Here is a 22,460-nt window from a genome sequence, read left to right as displayed (position 1 = left end):
GGGGCTCGCAATGACAATAGCGGTTTCGTCCTCCGTCGCGTCGCCGTCCTTGTCTTTTTCTCTTTACTCTTCACCCTTCTCGCTTCCCGTCTTTTGGCCGCTCCTCTCGAACTCGATTATATGGAATACACAACCACCGCCGCCGCGCAGGCCGCTTATGTAAGCAATTCTTCAGTTACAGCCACCGGCGGAACAATAACCGAAGTCGGCGGTTACCGCATCCATACTTTCACGGGCAACGGAACTTTTACAGTTACTGCCGGTAGTGGAAATATTGAAGTGCTTGTGGTTGCGGGGGGTGGCGGTGGTGGTTCTTGGGTTGGCGGCGGCGGCGGTGCTGGTGGGATAGTTTACTCGAATAGTTTCGCTGTAACTACAGGCGCATATTCTGTAGTTGTCGGTGTTGGTGGTACTGGTTCTCTTAACCCCGGTGGTTATACCGGTATGCCAAATGGTTCAAAGGGTGGCAATTCCTCTTTTTCTGGATTAACAGTTGCCCTTGGTGGTGGTATGGGGGCATCTCATACATATAACAACACCAGTGGGTGGGTTGATGGCGGATCTGGCGGCGGTAATAGCGGACCAAGCCACTCTGTACAAGGTCTTGGCACAAGTGGGCAAGGTAATAACGGCGGCATTGGATACAACACTAATCCATGGCCAACTGGCGGAGGTGGCGGTGCCGGTGCCGCTGGCAGCAACTATGTAGATGCTAATACTGCTGGCAACGGTGGTGCGGGTGTTTACTATGCTCAGTTTACGCACGCTGGTTCTCCCTCTGGCTGGTTTGCTGGCGGCGGTGGCGGTGGTAAACATGATGCCGGTGGTTCCGCTGGTTCTGGTGCTAATGGCGGCGGTGGAAGTGGTTTAGTTGCTTCTACTGCTAAAGCAGGTAATGGTGTAGCAAACACCGGTGGCGGTGGCGGCGGAAATGGAAATGCCGGTGGCTCACGTAGTGAAGGCGGCAATGGCGGCTCCGGCATCGTCATAGTAAGATATGCACCATTCATAGCATACTCCGAACCGAGCATAAAAACCCAAGATTCTTACGCAATAAAATCATCCGCGCCCGTAACCACCTCCCTCAACAAAACCCTCACCAGAACAGTTTCTCCGACGATAAACCTCACCAACTACACACAAATCAAGTTTGACATCCGCTCCACAAGAACCGGAAGCAACATTAAAATCGGCATCAGAGATTCCGGCGGAATCAGACGGTGGATTGGGACATCTCAGCCGTGAGCAACGCGAACAAAGACGCGATAGAGAGAATAATAATCGAGATAGTAAACGCCGACGCCTCAAATACTTTTTACATAGATAATTTTTTCGCGCCCGCCATCGTGCCGAATGCGTCGGTTATAACATCCGCATTGTCGAACTCATCCGATAAAATTACTTGGTCTTGGCAGGATAACTCATCGGGCAACTATCAGGAAGACGAGTTCAGAGTTTATTCTTCGACGGGCGGATTGCTCACAACGCGCACAGCAGACACAACTTTTTGGATCGAAACCGGTCTGAAGCGCAACAAAGAATACTCCCGTTACATTCAGGCGTATAACACGGCGGGTTCATCTAATTCTGCGATAATTTCCTGGCGCACGAAGCCCGGCGCGTTCCAATCAAAATCCGCCCAAAGCCAGCCGACACGAACCGGCGCCAACGCCTTCGGATTCGTCGGAGATGCCGTCTGGGAATGGGAAGTCCCCGTAAAATCAGGCTCCGCGCTAATCATCACCGCCTACATCCGTTACAACACCGAATACGGCGGCTCTGCGACGAAACCGAAACTCACGCTTTCAGGAAAAGGCATTTCACCGACGAGCATATCGGCGACGTCATCCGCCGAGAACGCATGGGAACTCTTGACGATAAACGCCGGAACTCCCTCGCAAAACGCTACGCTCACACTTCGCACCGAGGGATTTTCTACTTCGCCAGGCGCGAAGTTTTATATCGACGATATAAACGTTTCGCAGTAAGCCGGCACATTCTGCCCGTCGCTGTAAAAGACGTGAAGCGTGAAGGGTCAAAAGAAAACTACTCTTCACCCTTTACGTTTCCCGCTTCACGTCTTTTCTTTTCGCCCTGCCATTTGACAACCCCTCCCAAAAAAAGTAGAATACTCCCCTCTAAAAATTCGCTCCGTACGTATTTTTAAGGACAACGACTATGAAAACGACGCTTCTTAAACAAATCGACGTCAAGCCCAAGTGGCATCTCATCGACGCAAAAAACAAGGTTTTGGGTCGCCTTGCCACAGAAGTCGCGGGCATACTTATAGGTAAGAACAAAGTGGGATACACCCCCTCCATACAAAACGGCGACTGTGTAGTATTGATCAACGCAGCCGACATTAAACTGACCGGCAAAAAACTCGACCAAAAAATAAAATTCACACATTCAGGTTACCTCGGCGGCGCCAAATATACCCCGTACAAAAAACTTATGATCGAGAAACCTACCGAGGCCGTGCGTCTTGCTGTCAAGGGAATGTTGCCCAAAAACAAACTCGGCGATCGCATGCTGACCCGCGTAAAAATTTATCCGGGCTCCGAGCATCCCCACGAGGCGCAGATAAAAGGAGAATCAAATTGAGTATCGCAACCGCAAAAATTAAATCAGCCGGAAGCAGAAAAAATGCCGTCGCGGCCTGCTCCATAGAAAAGGGCACCGGCAAAATAATAATAAACGGAAAAACAATCGAGCAATATTTCGGCGGACACTCGCGCCACATAGACACCTGCCACAAACCTTTCAAGGTAATTGATGCTCCGGATAAATTCGATGTCGTCATTGTTGTCAACGGCGGCGGACTCACCGGACAGGCCGGCGCCGTGTGCCACGCCATTGCCCGCGCCCTCGTAAAAGTCGACGAGAATTTTAAGCCGACGATCAAAAAAGCCGGACTTCTCACTCGGGACGCCAGAATGGTCGAGCGCAAAAAACCCGGCAGACCCAAGGCGCGCAAACGCTTCCAATTCTCCAAGCGTTAATCCTCGCAAAATATTTTTTTCGCACCTATTGACAAGGCCCTTTCTAATTTAGTACAATAGCCGTCAACATCCTGTAAATACTACGTTTCGCACCACTTAGATGAAACGTCAAAAAGTGGGGGACCAGGGATGTTTTTTACCAATTTTGTTTTTTAGGAAGTTCTTTTAACGGACGCACAGCGATTTTTTCGGCGATTATGCCGTAACGCTCTTTGAAAACTTAAAAAGACATATATCGGCAAGCACCAACGAAGAGTCGAAGTAAGGTGTATTCGAATGCAACCCCTCTCGTCAGGGTGTCCGGCTTTAACGGTCGGCGTCCGAAACGAGGAGAAGCATTCTTTTGAGACATCAAAAATCTCCAAATTTTAAGGGTTAGCGGTTTTATAACGGAAGCAATTCCGTATGAAACCCGTCCCTGATTATTTTTGGAGAGTTTGATCCTGGCTCAGAGTGAACATTGGCGGCGTGCCTAACACATGCAAGTCGAGCGGGAACATTTTGAGATTACATCAATAAATGTTCTAGCGGCAAACGGGTGAGTAATGCACAGACAATTTACCCTCGAGTGTGGAATAGTCCCGGGAAACCGGGGTTAATACCGCATAACATCACGTTTACGGAAGTTTTCGTGATCAAACCCGCAAGGGGCTCAAGGAGAAGTTTGTGTCCTATCAGCTAGTTGGTGAGGTAACGGCCCACCAAGGCTATGACGGGTAGCTGGTCTGAAAGGATGGTCAGCCACACTGGAACTGAGACACGGTCCAGACTCCTACGGGAGGCAGCAGTGGGGAATCTTGCGCAATGGGCGAAAGCCTGACGCAGCGACGCCGCGTGGAGGATGAAGGTCTTCGGATTGTAAACTCCTTTTGTTAGGGAAAAAATAAATGATTGTACCTGACGAATAAGTCACGGCTAACTACGTGCCAGCAGCCGCGGTAAGACGTAGGTGGCTAATGTTACTCGGATTTACTAGGTGTAAAGCGCATGTAGGCGGTCCGGAAAGTCCGTTGTGAAATTCTCCCGTTCAACGGGAAAACGTCGACGGATACTTCCGGGCTTGAGTATGGGAGAGGTAACTGGAATTCCCGGTGTAGCGGTGAAATGCGTAGATATCGGGAGGAACACCAATGGCGAAAGCAAGTTACTGGACCATTACTGACGCTAAGATGCGAAAGCTAGGGTAGCAAACAGGATTAGATACCCTGGTAGTCCTAGCTGTAAACGATGAGGACTAGTTGTGGGTGGTATCAACCCCTTCCGCGACGACGCTAACGAAAGGAATTGACGGGGGCCCGCACAAGCGGTGGAGCATGTGGTTTAATTCGACGCAACGCGAAGAACCTTACCCGGGCTTGAACTCTCGGTGGTAAAACGATCGAAAGATTGGATGACCCGCAAGGGAGCCGAAAGAGGTGCTGCATGGCTGTCGTCAGCTCGTGCCGTGAGGTGTTGGGTTAAGTCCCGCAACGAGCGCAACCCCTGTGAATTGTTGCCCATGTGTCATGCATGGGAACTCAATTCAGACTGCCGCGGATAACGTGGAGGAAGGTGGGGACGACGTCAAGTCATCATGGCCTTTATGTCCGGGGCCACACACGTGCTACAATGGGCGCTACAACGGGTTGCCACTCCGCAAGGAGGAGCTAATCCCTGAAAAGCGTCCCCAGTTCAGATCGAGGGCTGCAACTCGCCCTCGTGAAGTTGGAATCGCTAGTAATCGCGAATCAGCAGGTCGCGGTGAATACGTTCCCGGGCCTTGTACACACCGCCCGTCACACCACGAAAGTCGGCTGTAACAGAAGTTCCACCTTCGGTGGACCCAAGTTATGGTCGGTGATTGGGGTGAAGTCGTAACAAGGTAGCCGTACCGGAAGGTGCGGCTGGATCACCTCCTTTCAAGGAGATGATCGATCGGTGTAAAAGCCGGTCGATATGGCCCTTCGTATGGTGCTTGTCCATATATGTCTTTTAAGTTTTTCGTCTCAGCCCGCCGTCTGCGAAAAGTCCAATCACGGGCCTCTAGCTCAGTTGGTTAGAGCGCACCCCTGATAAGGGTGAGGTGGTTGGTTCGATTCCAACGAGGCCCATTCAAGACAGCAGGTGGGCTCTCGAAATATCGGGAATTATAAAGATAGACGTTTCGTTTCGCATCCTATCAATATAACGATATAATCCCTGAAATTTAGGGGATATAGCTCAGCTGGGAGAGCGCCCCGTTTGCAACGGGGAGGTCGAGGGTTCAAATCCCTCTATCTCCACCAAATAAAATTTTTCCGGCGTCAGTAATCGCGCCACGGAAGAGTTCTTTGATAACTCCTACAAGAAGTAAGGCAAAGGCAATCCACAACAAGCCACAAATGCCAAGTATTAAATGAAGCATCGTTAATTTTCCTGCCGAGGATAGTTAAAAATGTCTAAGGCCGGGAAGGATTAAATGATGCGGTCAAGCTATTACAAGTATATGGCGGATGCCTAGGCCGGGACCGTTGAAGAAGGACGTGGTAAGCTGCGATAAGCGTCGGGGAGGTGCAAACAACCTTTGATCCGGCGATTTCCGAATGGGGAAACCCGTTGCGGGGACAACCCGCAACATCCCGATCTCAAAAGTCGGGAAGACAACCCGGGGAAGTGAAACATCTCAGTACCCGGAGGAAAAGAAATCAATCAAGAGATTCCGTAAGTAGCGGCGAGCGAAAGCGGAACAGCCAAAACCTCAAGAGTGTCAAGACCATATTCGTTGCTCTCGGGGTGTTACAGGAACGCGTCGGCTCCGTGTATGGACGGGGCGGAAAGTAAAAAACTGACACTTTAGCCGAATTTTCTGGAATGGGAAACCATAGCGGGTGATAGTCCCGTAGGCGAAAGAGTGCCGGCTTTCCGGATGCGTCTCCTAAGTAACGCGGGACACGTGTAATCCCGTGTGAATTCGGGTGGACCATCATCCAAGGCTAAACATGAGTCCCGGACCGATAGTGAACCAGTACCGCGAGGGAAAGGCGAAAAGAACCCCGGAAGGGGAGTGAAAAGAACCTGAAACCATATACTTACAAGCAATCGAAGCCCTATGACCAAGAGTTTACTCTTGGTAACGGGTGACGGTGTGCCTGTTGAAGAATGATCCGGCGAGTTGCTCGACACAAGCACGGATAAGCGCCCCGTCAAAAGCGGGGTGCGGATCCATAGCGAAAGCGAGTCCTAATAGGGCGATTAAGTTTGTGTCGGCAGACCCGAAGCCAAGTGATCTATCCCTGGACAGAGTGAACTCCGATTAATCTCGGAGGGAGGCTCGAAGCGTTAACCGTTGAAAAGGTTCTGCATGAGCTGGGGATAGGGGTGAAAGGCCAATCGAACTTGGTGATAGCTGGTTCTTCCCGAAATAGCTTTAGGGCTAGCCTGATAGTTTAACCGTCGGGGGTAGAGCACTGGATAATGTAGGGTCCGTAACCCGGATTCCGAATTTAACCAAACTCCGAATACCGGCGGGAATATTATTGGAGTCAGTTCGTGAGGGATAAGCTTCACGTGCGAAAGGGGAACAGCCCAGACCGCCAATTAAGGTCCCAAAATCCAAGCTAAGTGGAAAAGGATGTAGAGTTACTCAGACACCTAGGAGGTTGGCTTAGAAGCAGCCATCCTTTAAAGAGTGCGTAACAGCTCACTAGTCGAGTGATTCCGCGCCTAAGATTCCCGGGGCTCAAGCTTGGTACCGAAATTGCGGATGTCATTGCGAGAGATCGCAGTGACGTGGTAGGGAAGCGTTCTTACTGCATTGAAGGCGTACCGAAAGGAGCGCTGGAGCGGTAAGAAGTGAGGATGTCGGAATAAGTAGCGATAAACAAGGTGAGAATCCTTGTCGCCGTAAACCTAAGGGTTCCTTGAGTAAAGTTCGTCTGCTCAGGGTAAGTCGATCCTAAGGCGAGGCCGAAAGGCGTAGTCGAAGGGTATCCGGTTAATATTCCGGAACCGCGTCGATGACGTTATCAAACGAGAGGTGACGCAGGAGGGTATACCGGCCAAGTGTTGGAATACTTGGTTCAAGAGTGTACGGTTGCCGCGCAGGAAAATCCGCGCGGCGTCAACCCGAAGCTCGAGCACGAGTCCGTCGCAAGACGGGCGAAGCGGTTCAACCACACTGCCAAGAAAACCCTCGCGTTGAGTCATCGTCGCGCTCGTACCGTAAACGGACACACGTAGGTTGGCATAATATGCTAAGGCGCGCGAGATAACTCCTATTAAGGAACTAGGCAAAATAGCCCCGTAACTTCGGAAGAAGGGGTGCCCATCGCAAGATGGGTCTCAGTAAAGTGGCTCTCGTGACTGTTTAACAAAAACACAGGACTCTGCTGAAATCGCAAGATGAAGTATAGGGTCTGACGCCTGCCCGGTGCCGGAAGGTCAAAGGGACGGCGGCCGTAACTATAACGGTCCTAAGGTAGCGAAATTCCTTGTCGGGTAAGTTCCGACCTGCACGAATGGCGTAACAAAGAGAGCGCTGTCTCAATAGGAGACTCGGCGAAATTGTGGTACCTGTGAAGACGCAGGTTGCCTGCGGTAAGACGAAAAGACCCCGTGGAGCTTTACTGTAGCTTAATCTTGAATTACGGTTTTGGATGCGTAGCATAGGTGGGACCCGTTGATGCCCCGATTTCGGTCGGGGCGGAGGGATCAGTGAAATACCACCCTTTCAACACTGCGGTTCTAACTCGGCGCACAACGCCGGGGACATGGTTAGGTGGGCAGTTTAACTGGGGCGGTTGCCTCCTAAAGAGTAACGGAGGCGTTCAAAGGTTCCTTCAGGGCCAATAGTAATGGCCTTAAAGAGTGCAAGGGCACAAAGGAGCTTAACTGCGAGGCAAACAAGCCAAGCAGGTGCGAAAGCAGGACCTAGTGATCCGGTGCCGGCGAATGGAAGCGGCATCGCTCAACGAATAAAAGCTACCCCGGGGATAACAGGCTTATTCCGTCCGAGAGTCCATATCGACGACGGAGTTTGGCACCTCGATGTCGGCTCATCCCATCCTGGGGCTGGAGCAGGTCCCAAGGGTTTGGCTGTTCGCCAATTAAAGGGGTACGTGAGCTGGGTTCAGTACGTCGTGAGACAGTACGGTCTCTATCTACCGTGGGCGTAGGAAATTTGAGAGGAGTCGTCCCTAGTACGAGAGGACCGGGATGAACGCACCTCTGGTGTTCCGGCTGTCGCGCCAGCGGCATTAGTCGGGTAGCCATGTGCGGATGAGATAATCGCTGAAAGCATCTAAGCGAGAAACTCGCCTCGAGATAAGATTTCCCTGAAGGACCCCGGAATACTACCGGGTTGATAGGCGGGAGGTGTAAGGCCGGTAACGGTCGCAGCTAACCCGTACTAATAGTCCGTTCGACTTGACCGCATCATTTAATCCGGTTCAATTTGTAGCTGTTTGGATTGCCGCCTTTGCAATATCTTGTAGGGAAACCTTCCAGTTGAAGTCCGCTTAGTACGGCGGCAGAATTCCCGGTGTCTACTGCGATGGGGCAACACCCGTTCCCATTCCGAACACGGAAGTTAAGCCCATCAGCGCCGATGGTAGTTGTCTCCTAGAGGGACGGCAAGAGTAGGTCGGCGCCGGGAATTGTGCCGCCGGAAGAGCGGAGAAATCCGAGAGGGAATACCCGCCGGGAATATCGTCCGGATTTTACGGGCGCTACCCCGCGTTTTACTTCGGGCAAAATATGAAAGCAACAAACGCAGCTGTGTTATTCGCGGCCGTCGCGGCCGCGATTTTTTCATTATCCGTACGAACGGCGTTTGCCGCATCGAGGATATTTTCTCCGCCGGCGCAGATATCGGCCAAAAGCGTTAATCTCGGAGTATGGGCCGCAAGCGGCGGCGACGAACTTTCGCTGACGGCGACTCGCGCAAACCGGATTGATGTCGGCGGCATCAAATATGAAAGTTTGTCCGAGACGATTTTTGAAGTTACACGCAGGACGGCGGGTGTCGGCGCTCAGGCGGTTTATAATCCTTCCGATGCGATGGATTTTGTTTTTTCCGGATTTACCGGCACGCAGGAATTAGGCGTGGCCACGGTATCCGGTGAAAATGTTTTAAGCGGAGACAGCTCTGCCGTAGGATTCGGGCTCAGGAAAGTCGTTCAGCCCGGGACTTTGGTTACTCCGGCGGTGACGATAGCGTACTCGGCCGATTTTTCGCGCGCCAGGTTGGAAAGCATGAAGGCCGACGGCGTAGTGTCGTCCGTTAACGCGGTGTTCACCACTGCGGAATATTCGGTCGCGGCGACATTTTCCAAAAAGAGCGACATTTACGAGACGTGGACGTCCGTTAAGGTTGCCAGAATATATTCGGAGCTTGCCGACCGCGCGGTCTTCGAAAAAATCTCGGGTATGCGCGACAGGGCGTCGTTGTCGGCCGGGCTTAAAATCAATTTTCGACCGGAAGAGTCGCTGTTTGTGGAAGCGGGACTTGCGCCGGTCAGATATGCAGCCATCGGAATCTCGGTGGGCTTTTAACGGAATAAAAAAATGAAAACTAAAGAGCAGAAATCAAAAATTATCGCCGAATTGTCCGAAAAGCTTGCGAAGTATCCCATGATGATATTCGCCGAATATCATGGTATGACCGTGGCTGATTTCGATAACCTTCGCCTCAAAATAGGCACGGCTTCGTCGGCTTCGGCTCCCGAGTTTGAAGTCGTCAAAAACAATCTCCTCACTCAGGCGCTTACCAAAACAAAAAGCCCCGCGGCCTCTTGCGCGGCGGAATTGAAGGGACCTCTTGCGGTTTTGTGGTCCACGGATATTATTTCCGCGTCCAAGGCCATAACGGATTTTGCAAAAAGCAATCAGAAAATCAAACTGCGTTTCGCGGTTGCCGACGGAAAGCTCATCACGGACAAAGAAGTTACGGCCTATTCTCAACTGCCGACGCGCGAAGTGTTGCTTGCCCAGTTGGCGGGTGTCCTGCGCAGCCCCGTATCGGGTCTTCTGGGGATACTTAACGCCCCCGTCAGGAATTTTGTTCTTGTGTTGCATCAGAAATCATTGTCAAAATAAATATTCTGCCGCGGTTTTAATGACCGGGCGTTCTTGAAAAAATCATAAGGAAAATTGTACCGGAGGTAACAAGATGAGCGGTAATCTTAACGGAAAAGACGCAATGGTCGAAGCCATATCCAAAATGACTGTGCTCGATCTTGCGGAGCTTGTGAAAGCTTTGGAAGAGAAATTCGGCATCTCGGCTGCTTCTTTCGCCGCGGCTCCTGCTGCCGGCGCCGCTGCCGGCGCCACCGGCGCTGCTGCACAGGAAGAGAAGACCGAATTCAACGTGGTACTGGCGGCTGCCGGAGCCAACAAAATTCAGGTCATAAAAGTGGTCAGAGAAATCACTGGTCTGGGTCTCAAAGAGGCCAAAGATCTCGTGGAAGCCGCTCCCAAGGCCGTCAAAGAAGGCGTGAACAAAGAGCAGGCCGAAGAACTTAAGAAAAAACTGACCGAAGCCGGCGCTACCGTCGAATTAAAGTAAGTTTTTCTTTATTTTTATTTGTTTCCCCTCGAACTCCGAGGTCATTTTCCTTGGATTTTTACGCGGGCGGGATTGCTATCCCGCCACAAAGAGGCGGGACACGACCCGCAGTTACGGCAAATTGCGGCGCATGGCAATGCGCCCGCTATAAAGTCGCTGAAATGATACGGGACAGGCAGGGAAACAAGCGGGAATTTTTAAGGACAAATAGACAAAAAAACATGAAACTTAAAAAGAAAAGTTTCGCAAAGATCAAATCAATACTCGAGATTCCGCCCCTTCTTGAAATTCAGAGAAAGTCGTTTGACCGGTTTATAGAAAAAGATGGTTCGTCGTCCCGGGCCATTCGCGGCCTGTCGGCGATATTCCACGAAATATTTCCCATCGAGAACGCCGACGGCACCCTCCGGCTTGACTACGTATCCTACGAACTCAAAGAACCCAAAGTTACTCCCGACGAGGCCAAAGAGCGCGACATGACCTATGCCGCTCCTCTCTACGCCAAGTTCCGTCTGACGACCGTTGACGGCGCCAGAATAAAGGAAAAAGCCGAACAGGAAGTTTATCTCGGCGATCTTCCTCTGATGACCGACACTGCGTCTTTCGTGATAAACGGGGACGAGCGCGTCGTTGTAAGCCAGATCCATCGTTCGCCCGGAATAGTTTTCGAGGAAGACGAAGAACAGAAGATATCCATATACGGAAAGCCCATGTATGTCGGGCGTATAATCCCGTATCGCGGCGCGTGGATTGAAGTCGAGTTCGACCAAAATAATATTCTCTACATTAAACTCGAGCGTCGCAAAAGGGTGCTCGCCACGATATTCCTGAGAGCTCTCGGATACGAAAATAACCAGGAAACACTCAATCTTTTCAAGGACGACGAAGAGCTCAGATTAGGCGAGGCCGACGATGATGTTTTAATGGGCAAGTTTCTTTCCCGCAGCGTGGTGGATACGTCCACCGGCGAAGTGCTTTTGGACGCGGCCGAGATATTGCGCGAAGGATCCAATCTGGACCGCCTTTCCATCAGGAAAGAGACACTCGATAATTTCAAGGCGCATAAAATAAAATCCGTTTTCGTCCACAGAAATCCCGCCTTCATACTCACTCTCAAAAAAGATCCCACAAAAGACAAAAAAACAGCTCTTAACTACATATATAAAATAATGAAGAGCCAGGACTTTATAGTCCCCTCTCACGTCGAAAAATATCTCGACGATTTGATATTCGGCGATAAGCCCCGCAGGTACGACCTCACTCGCGTCGGACGTTATAAAATCAACAAGAAACTCTCGGCTATATTCGAAGAACTGAAAAAGAATTCCAAGGATTTCAAGGTTCCCTCGGAAGACAGGCGCACGCTTACCAAAGAAGACATAGTCGCGGCGATTAAGTATCTGATGAATCTTTCCAACCAGATATCCGGAGTCACCGACGATATCGACCATCTGGGCAACAGAAGAGTCCGCCCCGTGGGAGAGTTGCTTGAAAATCAGATAAGAGTCGGCCTGATACAGATGGCGCGTTATATCAAGGAGCATCTGAACACCAAAGACAAATCCCAGATGACTCCCCGCTCGCTGATTAATACCGTTCCGTTTACCAACAACATAAGAAAGTTTTTCGCCACCGGGCAGCTCTCGCAGTTTTTGGAGCAGACGAATCCGTTGGCCGAGATTACCAACAAGCGACGTCTTTCCGCGCTGGGCCCCGGCGGTTTGAACCGTAAACGCGCCGGTTTCGAGGTGCGCGACGTTCATCATACACATTACGGACGTATCTGTCCGATAGAAACTCCCGAAGGCGAGAATATAGGTCTTATAGTTTCTTTGTCCGCGTATTCGCGGGTAAACGATTATGGCTTGCTCGAAACACCGTACAGAAAGATCGAAAAAGGGCGCATAACCGACACTATAAAGTATCTTACTGCCGACGCCGAGGACGAATTTTACGTCGCGCAGGCCACCGAGCCCACCGATAAAAACGGCAAGCTTGTCAACCAGCAGATAATCACCCGCCGTTTCGACGATTATCCCGAAGTGTCGCCCGATAAAATAGATTACATCGACGTATCGCCTCTTCAGGTTGTTTCGGTATCGGCCGGGTTGATACCTTTTCTGGAACACGACGACGCCAACCGCGCCCTAATGGGCTCGAACATGCAGCGTCAGGCGGTGCCTCTTCTGACCACGGAAGCGCCTCTGGTGGTCACGGGCATAGACGAAAAAGTCGCGCGCGATTCAGGCGTAATGGTAATAGCCAAAAACGCCGGCGAAGTCGTGTGGGTTGACGCCGAGAGAATCATAATTTATACCGACGAGAAAGAATCCGACGAATACATACTGAGAAAATATAAGCGCACCAACCAGGATACTTGCATAAACCAGATACCGCTGGTGTCTCTGGGCGACCGCATTCGCGCAGGCGAGGTTTTGGCCGACGGAATGTCAACCGCCGAGGGGCAACTTGCTCTGGGTAAAAATCTTCTGGTTGCGTTTATGCCGTGGGACGGTTATAACTTTGAGGACGCCATAATAGTTTCCGAGAAACTCGTCCGCGAAGATACGCTTACGTCGATACATATTCAGGAGTATACCTGCGAGGCGCGCGAAACAAAAGGCGCTCCCGAGGAAATCACGCGCGACATACCCGGTCCTTCGTCGGAAGACCTTCAACAGCTCGACGAGAACGGCATAATAAGATTAGGGGCGGAAGTCGAAAAGGAAGATATCCTCGTCGGCAAGACCGCCCCCAAAGGCGAGCAGCAGGTCGGCCCCGAAGAGCGGCTTATCAAGGCGCTGTTCGGGCAGAAATCGGAGACCACGCAGGACGCGTCGCTCAAAGTGCCGCCCGGAGTTTCCGGCAAAGTCATAGGCACGCGCCTCTTTGTCCGTCGCGAAAAGATGAGCGAGAAAGAATACGAAACCCAGGTCGATTTCTTAAAGCAGGAACACGAAGCGCGCCGGACTTTCGTCAAAGAAGTGATGAAAGAGTACCGCAAAAAATCAAAGAAGACAGAATCCAAGAAAATCGACAAAATAGAGAAAGAACTTTTGATCCGTATAGAGGCCGAATATAAAAAGTCACGCGAAAATCTTAAAAAGGGCGACGATTTGGGTGTTTCCGTCAACAAGGTCGTAAAAGTTTACGTAGCCGTGAAACGCCGGCTGCAAGTCGGAGACAAACTCGCCGGCCGTCACGGCAACAAAGGTGTGATTTCAAAGATAGTTCCGCTTGAGGATATGCCCCGCATGCCCGACGGCACGGCGGTGGACGTTATTCTTTCGCCCCTCTCCATTCCCTCGCGAATGAATGTGGGACAGTTGCTTGAGGCCATGCTCGGGTGGGCCGGATATATGAGCCAGACCCGCATGGTGACACCGGTATTCTGCGGCGCCACCGAGGCAGACGTAAGGAACGAAATTATAGAAGTCAGAAACGACCTCATTAAAAAAGGCGTTCCGGCCAAATATCTTCCCGACGCGAATCTGCGCATAACGCTTTACGACGGCCGCACGGGCGACCCGTTCCTTGAAAAAGTCACCATCGGTTACATGTATATAATAAAATTGATACATCTTGTCGAGGATAAGATGCACGCCCGCTCCACCGGCCCGTATTCTCTGGTGACCAGGCAGCCCCTGGGCGGAAAGGCCCATCAGGGCGGACAGCGTTTGGGAGAAATGGAAGTATGGGCGCTTGAGGCGTATGGCGCCGCTCACATGCTCCAGGAGTTCCTGACGATAAAATCCGACGACGAAGAAGGCCGCGAAAAGATGTTCAAGGCGATTATGGAAGGTCGTCCGCCGATAAAACCCGGCGTGCCCGAATCTTTCAAAGTGCTCGTCTCGGAAATGAGAGCGCTGGGAGTGAATGTCGATTTGCTGAGCTATAAAAAAGACGCGACTAAAGGCGACAAACCTTCGAAGGCAACCGAAAAGGCCGAGGCCAAATAATAACCATGCTTCCCATAAAATCAAAGAAAAAACAAAAGACAGTGCTCAATTTCAACCAGTTCGACGCGATGAAGCTTTCCGTGGCGTCTCCGGAACAGATACACGAGTGGTCGCACGGGGAAGTCAAGAAGCCCGAGACCATCAATTACCGCACTTTTAAGCCGGAGCGCGACGGTCTTTTCTGCGAGAAAATATTCGGGCCGGTGCGAAATCTTGAATGTCATTGCGGCAAATACAAAACGATACGCTACAAAGGCGTCGTGTGCGACCGTTGCGGCGTGGAAGTTATAGAATCAAAATATCGCCGCGAGAGATTCGGACACATAGACCTTGCTTATCCCGTCAGTCACATTTGGTTTCTGAAGAAGTCGCCTTCCAGAATAGGCCTTGTCCTTAATATGAAGATGGAGTCGCTGGTAAAAGTCGTTTATTTTACCCACTACGTCGTGCTTGAGGATCTCGAAGAAAAAGGCAAAAAAATCGTCTCCGCGCGCGAAGTTATATCCACGTCGGAGTACGAAGAACTGTATTCTATTTATGGTTCGCGTCTGAAAGCGGACATCGGTTCCGACCCCGTCCGCAAACTTCTTGAAGTAATAGATCTCGACAAGGAAATTGACGGCATACGCGCGATACTCAAAAGCGTAAGAATCGACGAGATAGACGAATATCTGCTCAAGTGGGACGATCTCGACAATGAGAAAAAGCGTAAAGAAGAGTTGGTCGAACTTTTCAGGGCCAATCCCGCCGCCAAAAGAAAAATCCCCAATATATTCCGCGAATTGAAATCACGCAAAGAGAAAAAAGAGCGCAGGGATTACCTCGTAGAGAAAGCGGGCAATCTTCTGACTGAAGCCGATCGTTCCAGACACATAAAACGTCTCAGAGTTCTTGAAGGCCTGAAGAGATCCAATATCCGTCCCGAGTGGATGGTTATGAACGTCCTTCCCGTGATTCCCCCCGATTTAAGGCCGCTTGTTCCTCTGGAAGGCGGACGTTTCGCTTCCAGCGACCTCAACGATCTTTATCGCAGAATAATAAACCGTAATAATCGTCTCAAACATACTATGCAGCTGCGCGCGCCCGCCGTTATAATCAATAACGAAAAGCGCCTTTTGCAGGAAGCCGTCGACGCGTTGTTCGACAACGAATCGCGTCCGCATCCGATAGTCGCCGGAGCCAACAACCGGCCGCTCAAATCACTTTCAGAGGCGCTGCGCGGCAAGCAGGGCCGTTTCCGTCAGAACCTTCTGGGCAAGCGCGTGGATTATTCGGGACGTTCCGTCATTGTCGTGGGCCCCGACCTCAAACTCAATCAGTGCGGTCTGCCCAAACAGATGGCGCTCAGTTTATTTCATCCCTTTGTTTTAAGAGAATTGCTGAAAGAAAAACACGTTCATCAGAAAGCGTCCAGAAAGATGCTTGAAGCCGGCGATCCGCTGGTGTGGAGCATACTTGAAAACGTTATAAAAGACAGACCGGTGCTTTTGAACCGCGCACCGACGTTACACCGCTTGGGCATACAGGCCTTTGAGCCCAAACTTATAGAAGGCAAAGCCATTCAGCTTCATCCTTTGACCTGCGCGGCGTTTAACGCCGACTTCGACGGCGACCAGATGGCCGTTCACGTTCCTTTGTCCATCGAAGCGCAGATAGAAGCGCGCGTTTTGATGATGGCGACAAACAACATTTTTTCTCCGGCGTCGGGGCGTCCCATCGCCGTGCCCAGCCAGGATATGATTCTGGGGTGCGCGTATCTTACGATGGCCAAAAAAGGCGTGCCCGGCGAGGGAATGATTTTTGCTTCGACCGACGAGGTTATCGGGCTTTATCAGCGTCAAAAAATAGACCTTCAGGCGATAATCAAAGTGGAAGGCATCAACGATATTTCCGAGGCCACGTCGACAAAAAATCCGCAGGCGTGGAAGGATTATACCGCCGTCGGCAGAATAATATTCAACTCAATACTGCCCGAAGGATTCGGTTACGTAAATAAAGTAATGACGAAAAAGGCCATATCGAAACTTCTCGACGACTGCTATGTGCGCTTCGGGATGGCCGAGACAGTAAGAGTTCTTGACGAAATCAAGAAACTTGGATTCAGATTCGCCACAATATCGGGCGTTTCCATATCCATAGACCATATGACCGTTCCCGTCCGCAAGAACGAAATAATCAAGGAAGCTCAGAAAAAAGTAAAGAGCATTATTTCGCAGGCGCAGGCCGGTCTTATAACCGAAGGCGAAAGATATTCCAAGACCCTGGACGTTTGGAGCACGGCGACCGACCGCATTTCCGACATAGTTTTCGACGATATGAAAAAACTGGGCGACGAGAAATATTCGCCCGACCAGCCGCGCGTCAACTCGGTGTATCTTATGGCCGAGTCGGGCGCCAGAGGCAACCGTCAGCAGGTCAGGCAGCTCGCCGGCATAAGAGGTCTGATGGCCCGCCCGCAAAGAAAAATAAAAGGCGCCGGCGGTGAAATCATAGAAACTCCCATTATATCGAACTTCCGCGAGGGCTTAAGCGTCGTGGAGTATTTCATATCGACGCACGGCGGACGCAAAGGTCTTTCGGACACGGCGCTTAAAACCGCCGAGGCCGGATACCTCACAAGACGTCTCGTCGACGTGGCGCACTCGCTTGTAGTTACGCAGGATGATTGTGGAACGATAAAAGGCATCGCCTTGGGCAACCTTAAAGGCGGCGAAGAAGTTATCGAGACGATGGAAGAGAGAATCACGGGGCGTTATCCCGTAGAAAACGTTACGGATCTTTTCACGGCGCAGGTTATTGCCTCGCGCGGCGAGATGATTACGCCCGCGACAGCCAAAAAAATCGCCGAATCCGGAATCGAAAAAATTCGCGTGCGTTCCGTGCTGACTTGCGAATCCGAACACGGCATCTGTGCCGAATGCTATGGTAAAAATCTGGCCACAAATAAAATAGGCGAAATCGGAGACGCCATAGGCATAATAGCGGCGCAGTCCATAGGCGAGCCCGGCACTCAGCTTACACTCAGAACATTCCACGTAGGCGGCGCGGCGAGCAAAATTTCCGAACGCTCGGAAATTATAGCCGGCGAAGCCGGCGAAATAGAGTATCAAAACCTCAAATACGTTAAAGAGGAACGGGCCGGAAATTACGTGGTAATCAGCCGCGACGCAACAATGGTGGTCACCCTTACCGCCGGCGGAGTCAGAAGAAAAGAGGCCTTCCCCATCCCGTACGGCGCCCACGTAAAATACGTAAAAGGCACGAGTGTGGACAAAGGCGAAAAACTCGCGGAATGGGATCCGCATTACAAGCCCATCATTGCAGAGTTCAGCGGACGCGTTAAGCTTGAAGACGTTAAAGAAGGCGTGACGCTTCGTCTGGAAAAATCCAAGTTCACCGGGCTCATCGAGAAAACCGTTACGGCCAGCCCCGGTCAGCGGGCGCTCCGTCCGAGGATAAATATATCAACCTCGGCGGCCGACAACATAGAGTATCCTCTTCTTATTGACACCGTCCTTGCGGTTGCAAACGGCGACAAAGTCCAGAAGGGCGATATTCTGGCCAAGATTCCGCACGAAACAATCAAAATTAAAGACATCACGGGCGGTCTGCCCCGCATCGAAGAACTCTTTGAGGCGCGCAAGCCCAAAAACTCGGCGGTGATTTCCGAGATAGAAGGCAAAGTCACCATCGACCAGACCACCGAAGAAATTATAGTGGAGGACGAAATATCGAAGTTCCGCAGAAAATACTCGATACCTTCCGGCCGTCACTCGCTCGTTTACAATAACGACAAAGTTCTTGCCGGCGAACCGTTGACCGACGGAGCCGTGAACCCGCACGACTTGCTCAAAGTCAAGAGTGAAAAAGAAGTGCAGGAGTATCTCGTCAATGAAATTCAACAGATATACAGAATGCAGGGCGTAGCCATAAACGACCGGCACATAGAAGTTATAGTAAGGCAGATGCTTTCCAACGTGCGCATAACCGATCCCGGCGACAGCGAGTTTATAATAGGCGAAATAACGACCAAGCGTCAGTATGCCGAAGTCGTCCGTAAACTCGAAAAGTCCGGAAAGAAGTCGCCCCAGGCCCAGACGATACTTCTGGGTATAACAAAGGCGTCTCTGGCGTCGGAGTCGTTCATTTCGGCAGCATCGTTCCAGGAGACAACCAAGGTTCTGGCCGAAGCCGCCACGACCGGCCAGATAGATCATCTCAAGGGACTCAAAGAAAACGTTTCCATCGGACATTTGGTTCCGGCGGGCACCGGGTTCGTAAAACTTTAAAAATATTTTCACGGAGCAAAATTTATGCCGACCGTATCCCAACTGATAAGAAAGCCCAGAGAGCCGCAGGCGAGCAAAAGTAAGTCGCCGGCGCTGAAATCTTCCCCGCAGAGAAGAGGCGTGTGCACCAGAGTTTATACGACCACGCCCAAAAAACCAAATTCGGCATTAAGAAAAGTGGCCCGCGTAAAACTTACAAGCGGCATAGAGGTCACTTCGTACATACCGGGCGTCGGGCATGCTTTGCAGGAACATTCGCTGGTGCTGGTGCGCGGCGGACGCATAAAAGATTTGCCGGGTGTCAGATATCACATAATAAGAGGAACGCTCGATTCCACCGGAGTCGACGGACGCAAGCAGGGGCGCTCGAAGTACGGCGCCAAGAGACCGAAGGCCTAAATTACGGAGAATAAAAATGGTAAGAGGCGGACTTAAACCTAAACAGCGTCGGAATCTTGAAGTCGTACCCGACCACATTTACAGCTCGGTTACGATTACCAGATTCATCAACAAGCTGAACTATCGCGGCAAAAAAACAACCGCCGAAAAAATATTTTACGGCGCGATGAATATAGTCAAAGAAGCATCCAAAGAAAATCCGCTCGACGTTTTCAATCGCGCGGTGGAAAATTGCCGGCCGCTCGTGGAGGTCCGTCCCCGCAGAGTCGGCGGCGCGACTTTTCAGATACCGGTGGAAGTGCCCAAGACAAGGTCGGTGACACTGGTCATCAAATGGCTTATAGAGTTCGCCCGTCAGAAAAAAGGCAAGGCGATGGCCGCGCGTCTCGCCGAAGAAATACTTGGCGCGTCGCGCAAAGAGGGTTCAGTTTTTAAAAAGCGCGAAGATACCCATAAAATGGCGGAAGCCAATAAGGCGTTCGCCCATTACAGGTGGTAGGAGCATAAGGATTTTTACCGAAAAGTTTGAGGGGCGACATTTATGAATGGTTTACATTTATTTATTGACAGTTCGAATATTTTTATTGAAGCGCAAAGAGTGGCGAGGCATCAATATTTTTACGATGATTTGTTGATTCCGCGGTTACGAATCAATTATGGTGATTTATTGGATTTTGTAAAAGGTGAACGTAAATTGATGGAAACTGTTTTAGTTGGCTCCCGACCACCAAGTAATGATAATTTATGGAACAAACTGAAAATAATGGGCATTGAGCCAAGAATTTTCGATAGAAGTTTTTTTACTAATCGGGAAAAAATCTGTGACGCTGAGATGATAAACGCAATCAGAGATGCTTTGGATGATAATCAGAATCCAGGCACTATTGCTCTGGTGGCAGGCGATGAAGATTATCTTACCACATTGGAACGATGCTTAAAGAAAAAATGGGATGTGGAAATATATTTTTGGTCTCAGGCATCTGCAAAATTAAAAAAACTTTCAGGGGCTAAATTCATCGAATTAGACCAAGTTTTCAATACCATTACTTTCACAGAAAAAGAAAGGATTTAATTGTTTCAAAGTAACATAATTCGTAAATCTTATAGTCATTGGACGCGCTTGAAATAAGGATACAATGTCGACAACATCAGACCTTACAAAACTACGCAATATAGGCATCATCGCCCACATCGACGCGGGTAAGACCACGACGACCGAGCGCATACTCTATTACACCGGCCGCATTTACAGGATAGGCGAGGTGCACGAGGGCGCCGCCACGATGGACTGGATGGAACAGGAACAGGAACGCGGAATTACCATAACGTCGGCCGCCACAAGATGTCAGTGGCGCGACGCTCACATTAATATAATAGACACGCCCGGCCACGTCGATTTTACCATTGAGGTTGAGCGTTCACTTCGCGTTCTTGACGGAGCCGTCGTCGTTTTCGACGCGGTTTCCGGCGTGGAACCCCAATCGGAAACCGTGTGGCGCCAGGCCGACAAATACGACGTTCCGCGAATTGTTTTCGTCAATAAAATGGACAGGGTAGGCGCCGACTATTTCACCTGTGTCGATCAGATAAAAAAACGCCTCAACGCCAATCCCGTTCCGGTGGCGCTTCCAATCGGAGCCGAAAGCGGTTTTAAGGGCATAATCAATCTTGTGGCCATGAAAGCGTTGATTTGGCACGATGAGGAACTTGGCGCCAAGTTCGACACGCTGGATATACCCGAAGAACTTCGCAAGGATGCGGCCGCTCAGCGTGAAAAAATGCTGGAGCAGCTTTCGGATCACGACGAGACAATAATGGGCAAGTTTCTCGACGGAGGCGAAATATCCGTAGAAGAGACACAGACGGCCTTGCGCCGCTCGACCATCGCCGGCAAAATAGTGCCGGTTTTCTGCGGATCCTCATTCAAGAACAAGGGCATACAGCCATTGCTGGACGCGGTCGTGGATTATCTGCCGTCGCCGGTTGACCTTCCGCCGGTTAAGGGCGTGGTCCCCGGCACCGAAGAAGTCATAGAAAGAAAACTCGTTCCCGAAGAGCATTTCGCCGCGCTCGCTTTCAAGATTCAGAGTGATCCCTATATAGGCAAACTTACTTACGTCAGGGTTTATTCCGGACGTCTCCAAAGCGGAAGCTACGTTCATAACGCGGCCACGGGAAATACCGAGCGCGTGGCGCGGCTGGTCATTATGCACGCCAACAAGCGCGAAGAAGTTCCGGAAATTACCGCCGGAGACATAGCCGCGGTCGTGGGACTTAAAAAAACTTACACCGGCGACACTTTGTGCGATGAGGATAATCCCATAGCGCTTGAGTCGATGGTCTTCCCCGAACCCGTCATATCCGTGGCCATAGAGCCGGCTACCAACGCCGACGAGGAAAAACTCGGCGCGGCCCTCAATCGCCTTGCCGAAGAAGATCCCACTTTTAAGGTAAAAGTCGACCATGAGACCGGCCAGACAATCATCGCGGGTATGGGCGAACTGCACCTTGATATTCTGGTTGACAGAATGAAAAGAGAGTTTAACGTAATGGCCACTGTCGGCAAGCCGCAGGTGGCTTATCGCGAAGGTCTTAAAAAGAAAGTTTCGCAGGAAGGCAAATACATCAAACAGTCCGGCGGTCGCGGCCAGTACGGTCACGTAGTGCTGGAACTGGAGCCGCTGGAACGTATGAAGGGCTTTGAGTTCGTCGACAAAATCCGTGGCGGATCCATTCCCAAAGAATATATCCCCGGCGTTGAGAAAGGTCTTAAAGAGGCCATAGAGACAGGCGTTCTTGCCGGATATCCCGTGGTCGATTTGAGAATAACTCTCGTCGACGGCTCTTATCATGAAGTGGACTCCTCGGAAATGGCTTTCAAGATGGCCGCGTCGATGGCTTTCAAGGCCGGAATGAGGAAGGGCGACGCCTATTTGCTGGAACCCATAATGAAAATAGAAGTTATCACTCCCGAAGAATATATGGGAGAAATAATAGGAGATCTCAACGCCCGCAGGGGCAAGATATTCTCCATGGAAGCCAAAGGCCGGGTGAATTTTATTCGCGGAACAGTTCCGCTGGCTGAAATGTTCGGCTACGCCACGACTCTGCGCTCGCTTTCTCAGGGACGCGCAAGCTACAACATGGAGCCGTCGGGATACGAAGAAGTCCCTCGGCAGATATCAGATAAAATATTGGAGAAAACGGTTTAGGAGGAAACATTTATGGCAAAAGCTAAATTCGACAGAAGCAAACCTCACGTAAACGTAGGCACGATAGGCCACGTGGA

General features: G+C 50.9%; 11 protein-coding genes, 2 tRNA genes and 3 rRNA genes. All 16 read left to right on the top strand.

The features are described from left to right. The first annotated feature begins 1,241 nt into the window (after positions 1-1,241). The 16 genes from CVU77_09115 (at position 1,242) to fusA (ending at position 22,383) form a co-directional block, all read left to right on the top strand. Positions 1,242-1,988 (top strand): hypothetical protein, encoded by a 747-nt coding sequence (locus CVU77_09115; GenBank protein PKN00675.1) that lies wholly within the window; start codon positions 1,242-1,244, stop codon positions 1,986-1,988. Positions 1,989-2,178: 190 nt separating this feature from the next. Next, the gene (locus tag CVU77_09110) at positions 2,179-2,604 is read left to right on the top strand and encodes a 50S ribosomal protein L13 (protein ID PKN00674.1); all 426 of its coding nucleotides are present in this window, start codon (positions 2,179-2,181) and stop codon (positions 2,602-2,604) included. Positions 2,605-2,606: 2 nt separating this feature from the next. After that, entirely contained in the window at positions 2,607-3,002 is a 396-nt protein-coding gene (locus CVU77_09105) for a 30S ribosomal protein S9 (protein PKN00677.1), read from the top strand. A gap of 425 nt (positions 3,003-3,427) precedes the next feature. Beyond that, a 16S ribosomal RNA gene (locus CVU77_09100) occupies positions 3,428-4,902 on the top strand. A 116-nt stretch (positions 4,903-5,018) separates the two neighbouring features. Beyond that, positions 5,019-5,092 (top strand) — tRNA-Ile (locus CVU77_09095). Between the two features lie 98 nt (positions 5,093-5,190). After that, positions 5,191-5,266, top strand: a tRNA-Ala gene (locus CVU77_09090). Positions 5,267-5,436: 170 nt separating this feature from the next. Beyond that, positions 5,437-8,392, top strand: a 23S ribosomal RNA gene (locus tag CVU77_09085). Positions 8,393-8,495: 103 nt separating this feature from the next. Beyond that, positions 8,496-8,613 (top strand): 5S ribosomal RNA (gene rrf, locus CVU77_09080). The 16S, 23S and 5S rRNA genes sit together here with 2 tRNA genes alongside, the layout of an rRNA operon. Before the next feature lie 911 nt (positions 8,614-9,524). After that, positions 9,525-10,055 (top strand): 50S ribosomal protein L10, encoded by a 531-nt coding sequence (rplJ, locus tag CVU77_09075; protein PKN00673.1) that lies wholly within the window; start codon positions 9,525-9,527, stop codon positions 10,053-10,055. Positions 10,056-10,128: 73 nt separating this feature from the next. Continuing rightward, a complete protein-coding gene (locus CVU77_09070) occupies positions 10,129-10,524 on the top strand; it encodes a 50S ribosomal protein L7/L12 (protein PKN00672.1) in 396 nt (131 codons plus the stop codon). Between the two features lie 221 nt (positions 10,525-10,745). Beyond that, on the top strand, positions 10,746-14,483 hold the full coding sequence (gene rpoB, locus CVU77_09065) for a DNA-directed RNA polymerase subunit beta (GenBank protein ID PKN00676.1): 3,738 nt from the start codon (positions 10,746-10,748) through the stop codon (positions 14,481-14,483). 5 nt (positions 14,484-14,488) lie between these two features. Beyond that, complete coding sequence (rpoC, locus tag CVU77_09060) at positions 14,489-18,772, top strand: DNA-directed RNA polymerase subunit beta' (protein PKN00671.1); 4,284 nt, start codon at positions 14,489-14,491, stop codon at positions 18,770-18,772. Positions 18,773-18,796: 24 nt separating this feature from the next. After that, the gene (locus CVU77_09055; protein ID PKN00670.1) at positions 18,797-19,171 is read left to right on the top strand and encodes a 30S ribosomal protein S12; all 375 of its coding nucleotides are present in this window, start codon (positions 18,797-18,799) and stop codon (positions 19,169-19,171) included. Positions 19,172-19,187: 16 nt separating this feature from the next. Then, entirely contained in the window at positions 19,188-19,670 is a 483-nt protein-coding gene (locus CVU77_09050; protein ID PKN00669.1) for a 30S ribosomal protein S7, read from the top strand. Between the two features lie 42 nt (positions 19,671-19,712). Further along, positions 19,713-20,243, top strand: coding sequence for a hypothetical protein (locus CVU77_09045; GenBank protein ID PKN00668.1), 531 nt, complete (start codon positions 19,713-19,715; stop codon positions 20,241-20,243). Between the two features lie 64 nt (positions 20,244-20,307). Further along, positions 20,308-22,383, top strand: coding sequence for an elongation factor G (fusA, locus tag CVU77_09040; protein ID PKN00667.1), 2,076 nt, complete (start codon positions 20,308-20,310; stop codon positions 22,381-22,383). Positions 22,384-22,460: the final 77 nt, after the last annotated feature.

The sequence above is a fragment of the Elusimicrobia bacterium HGW-Elusimicrobia-1 genome (assembly GCA_002841695.1).
In the GTDB taxonomy this organism is placed as follows: Bacteria; Elusimicrobiota; Endomicrobiia; order PHAN01; family PHAN01; genus PHAN01.
Note: the sequence above shows the minus strand (reverse complement) of the source record. Positions and strands in the feature narration are given on the sequence as shown.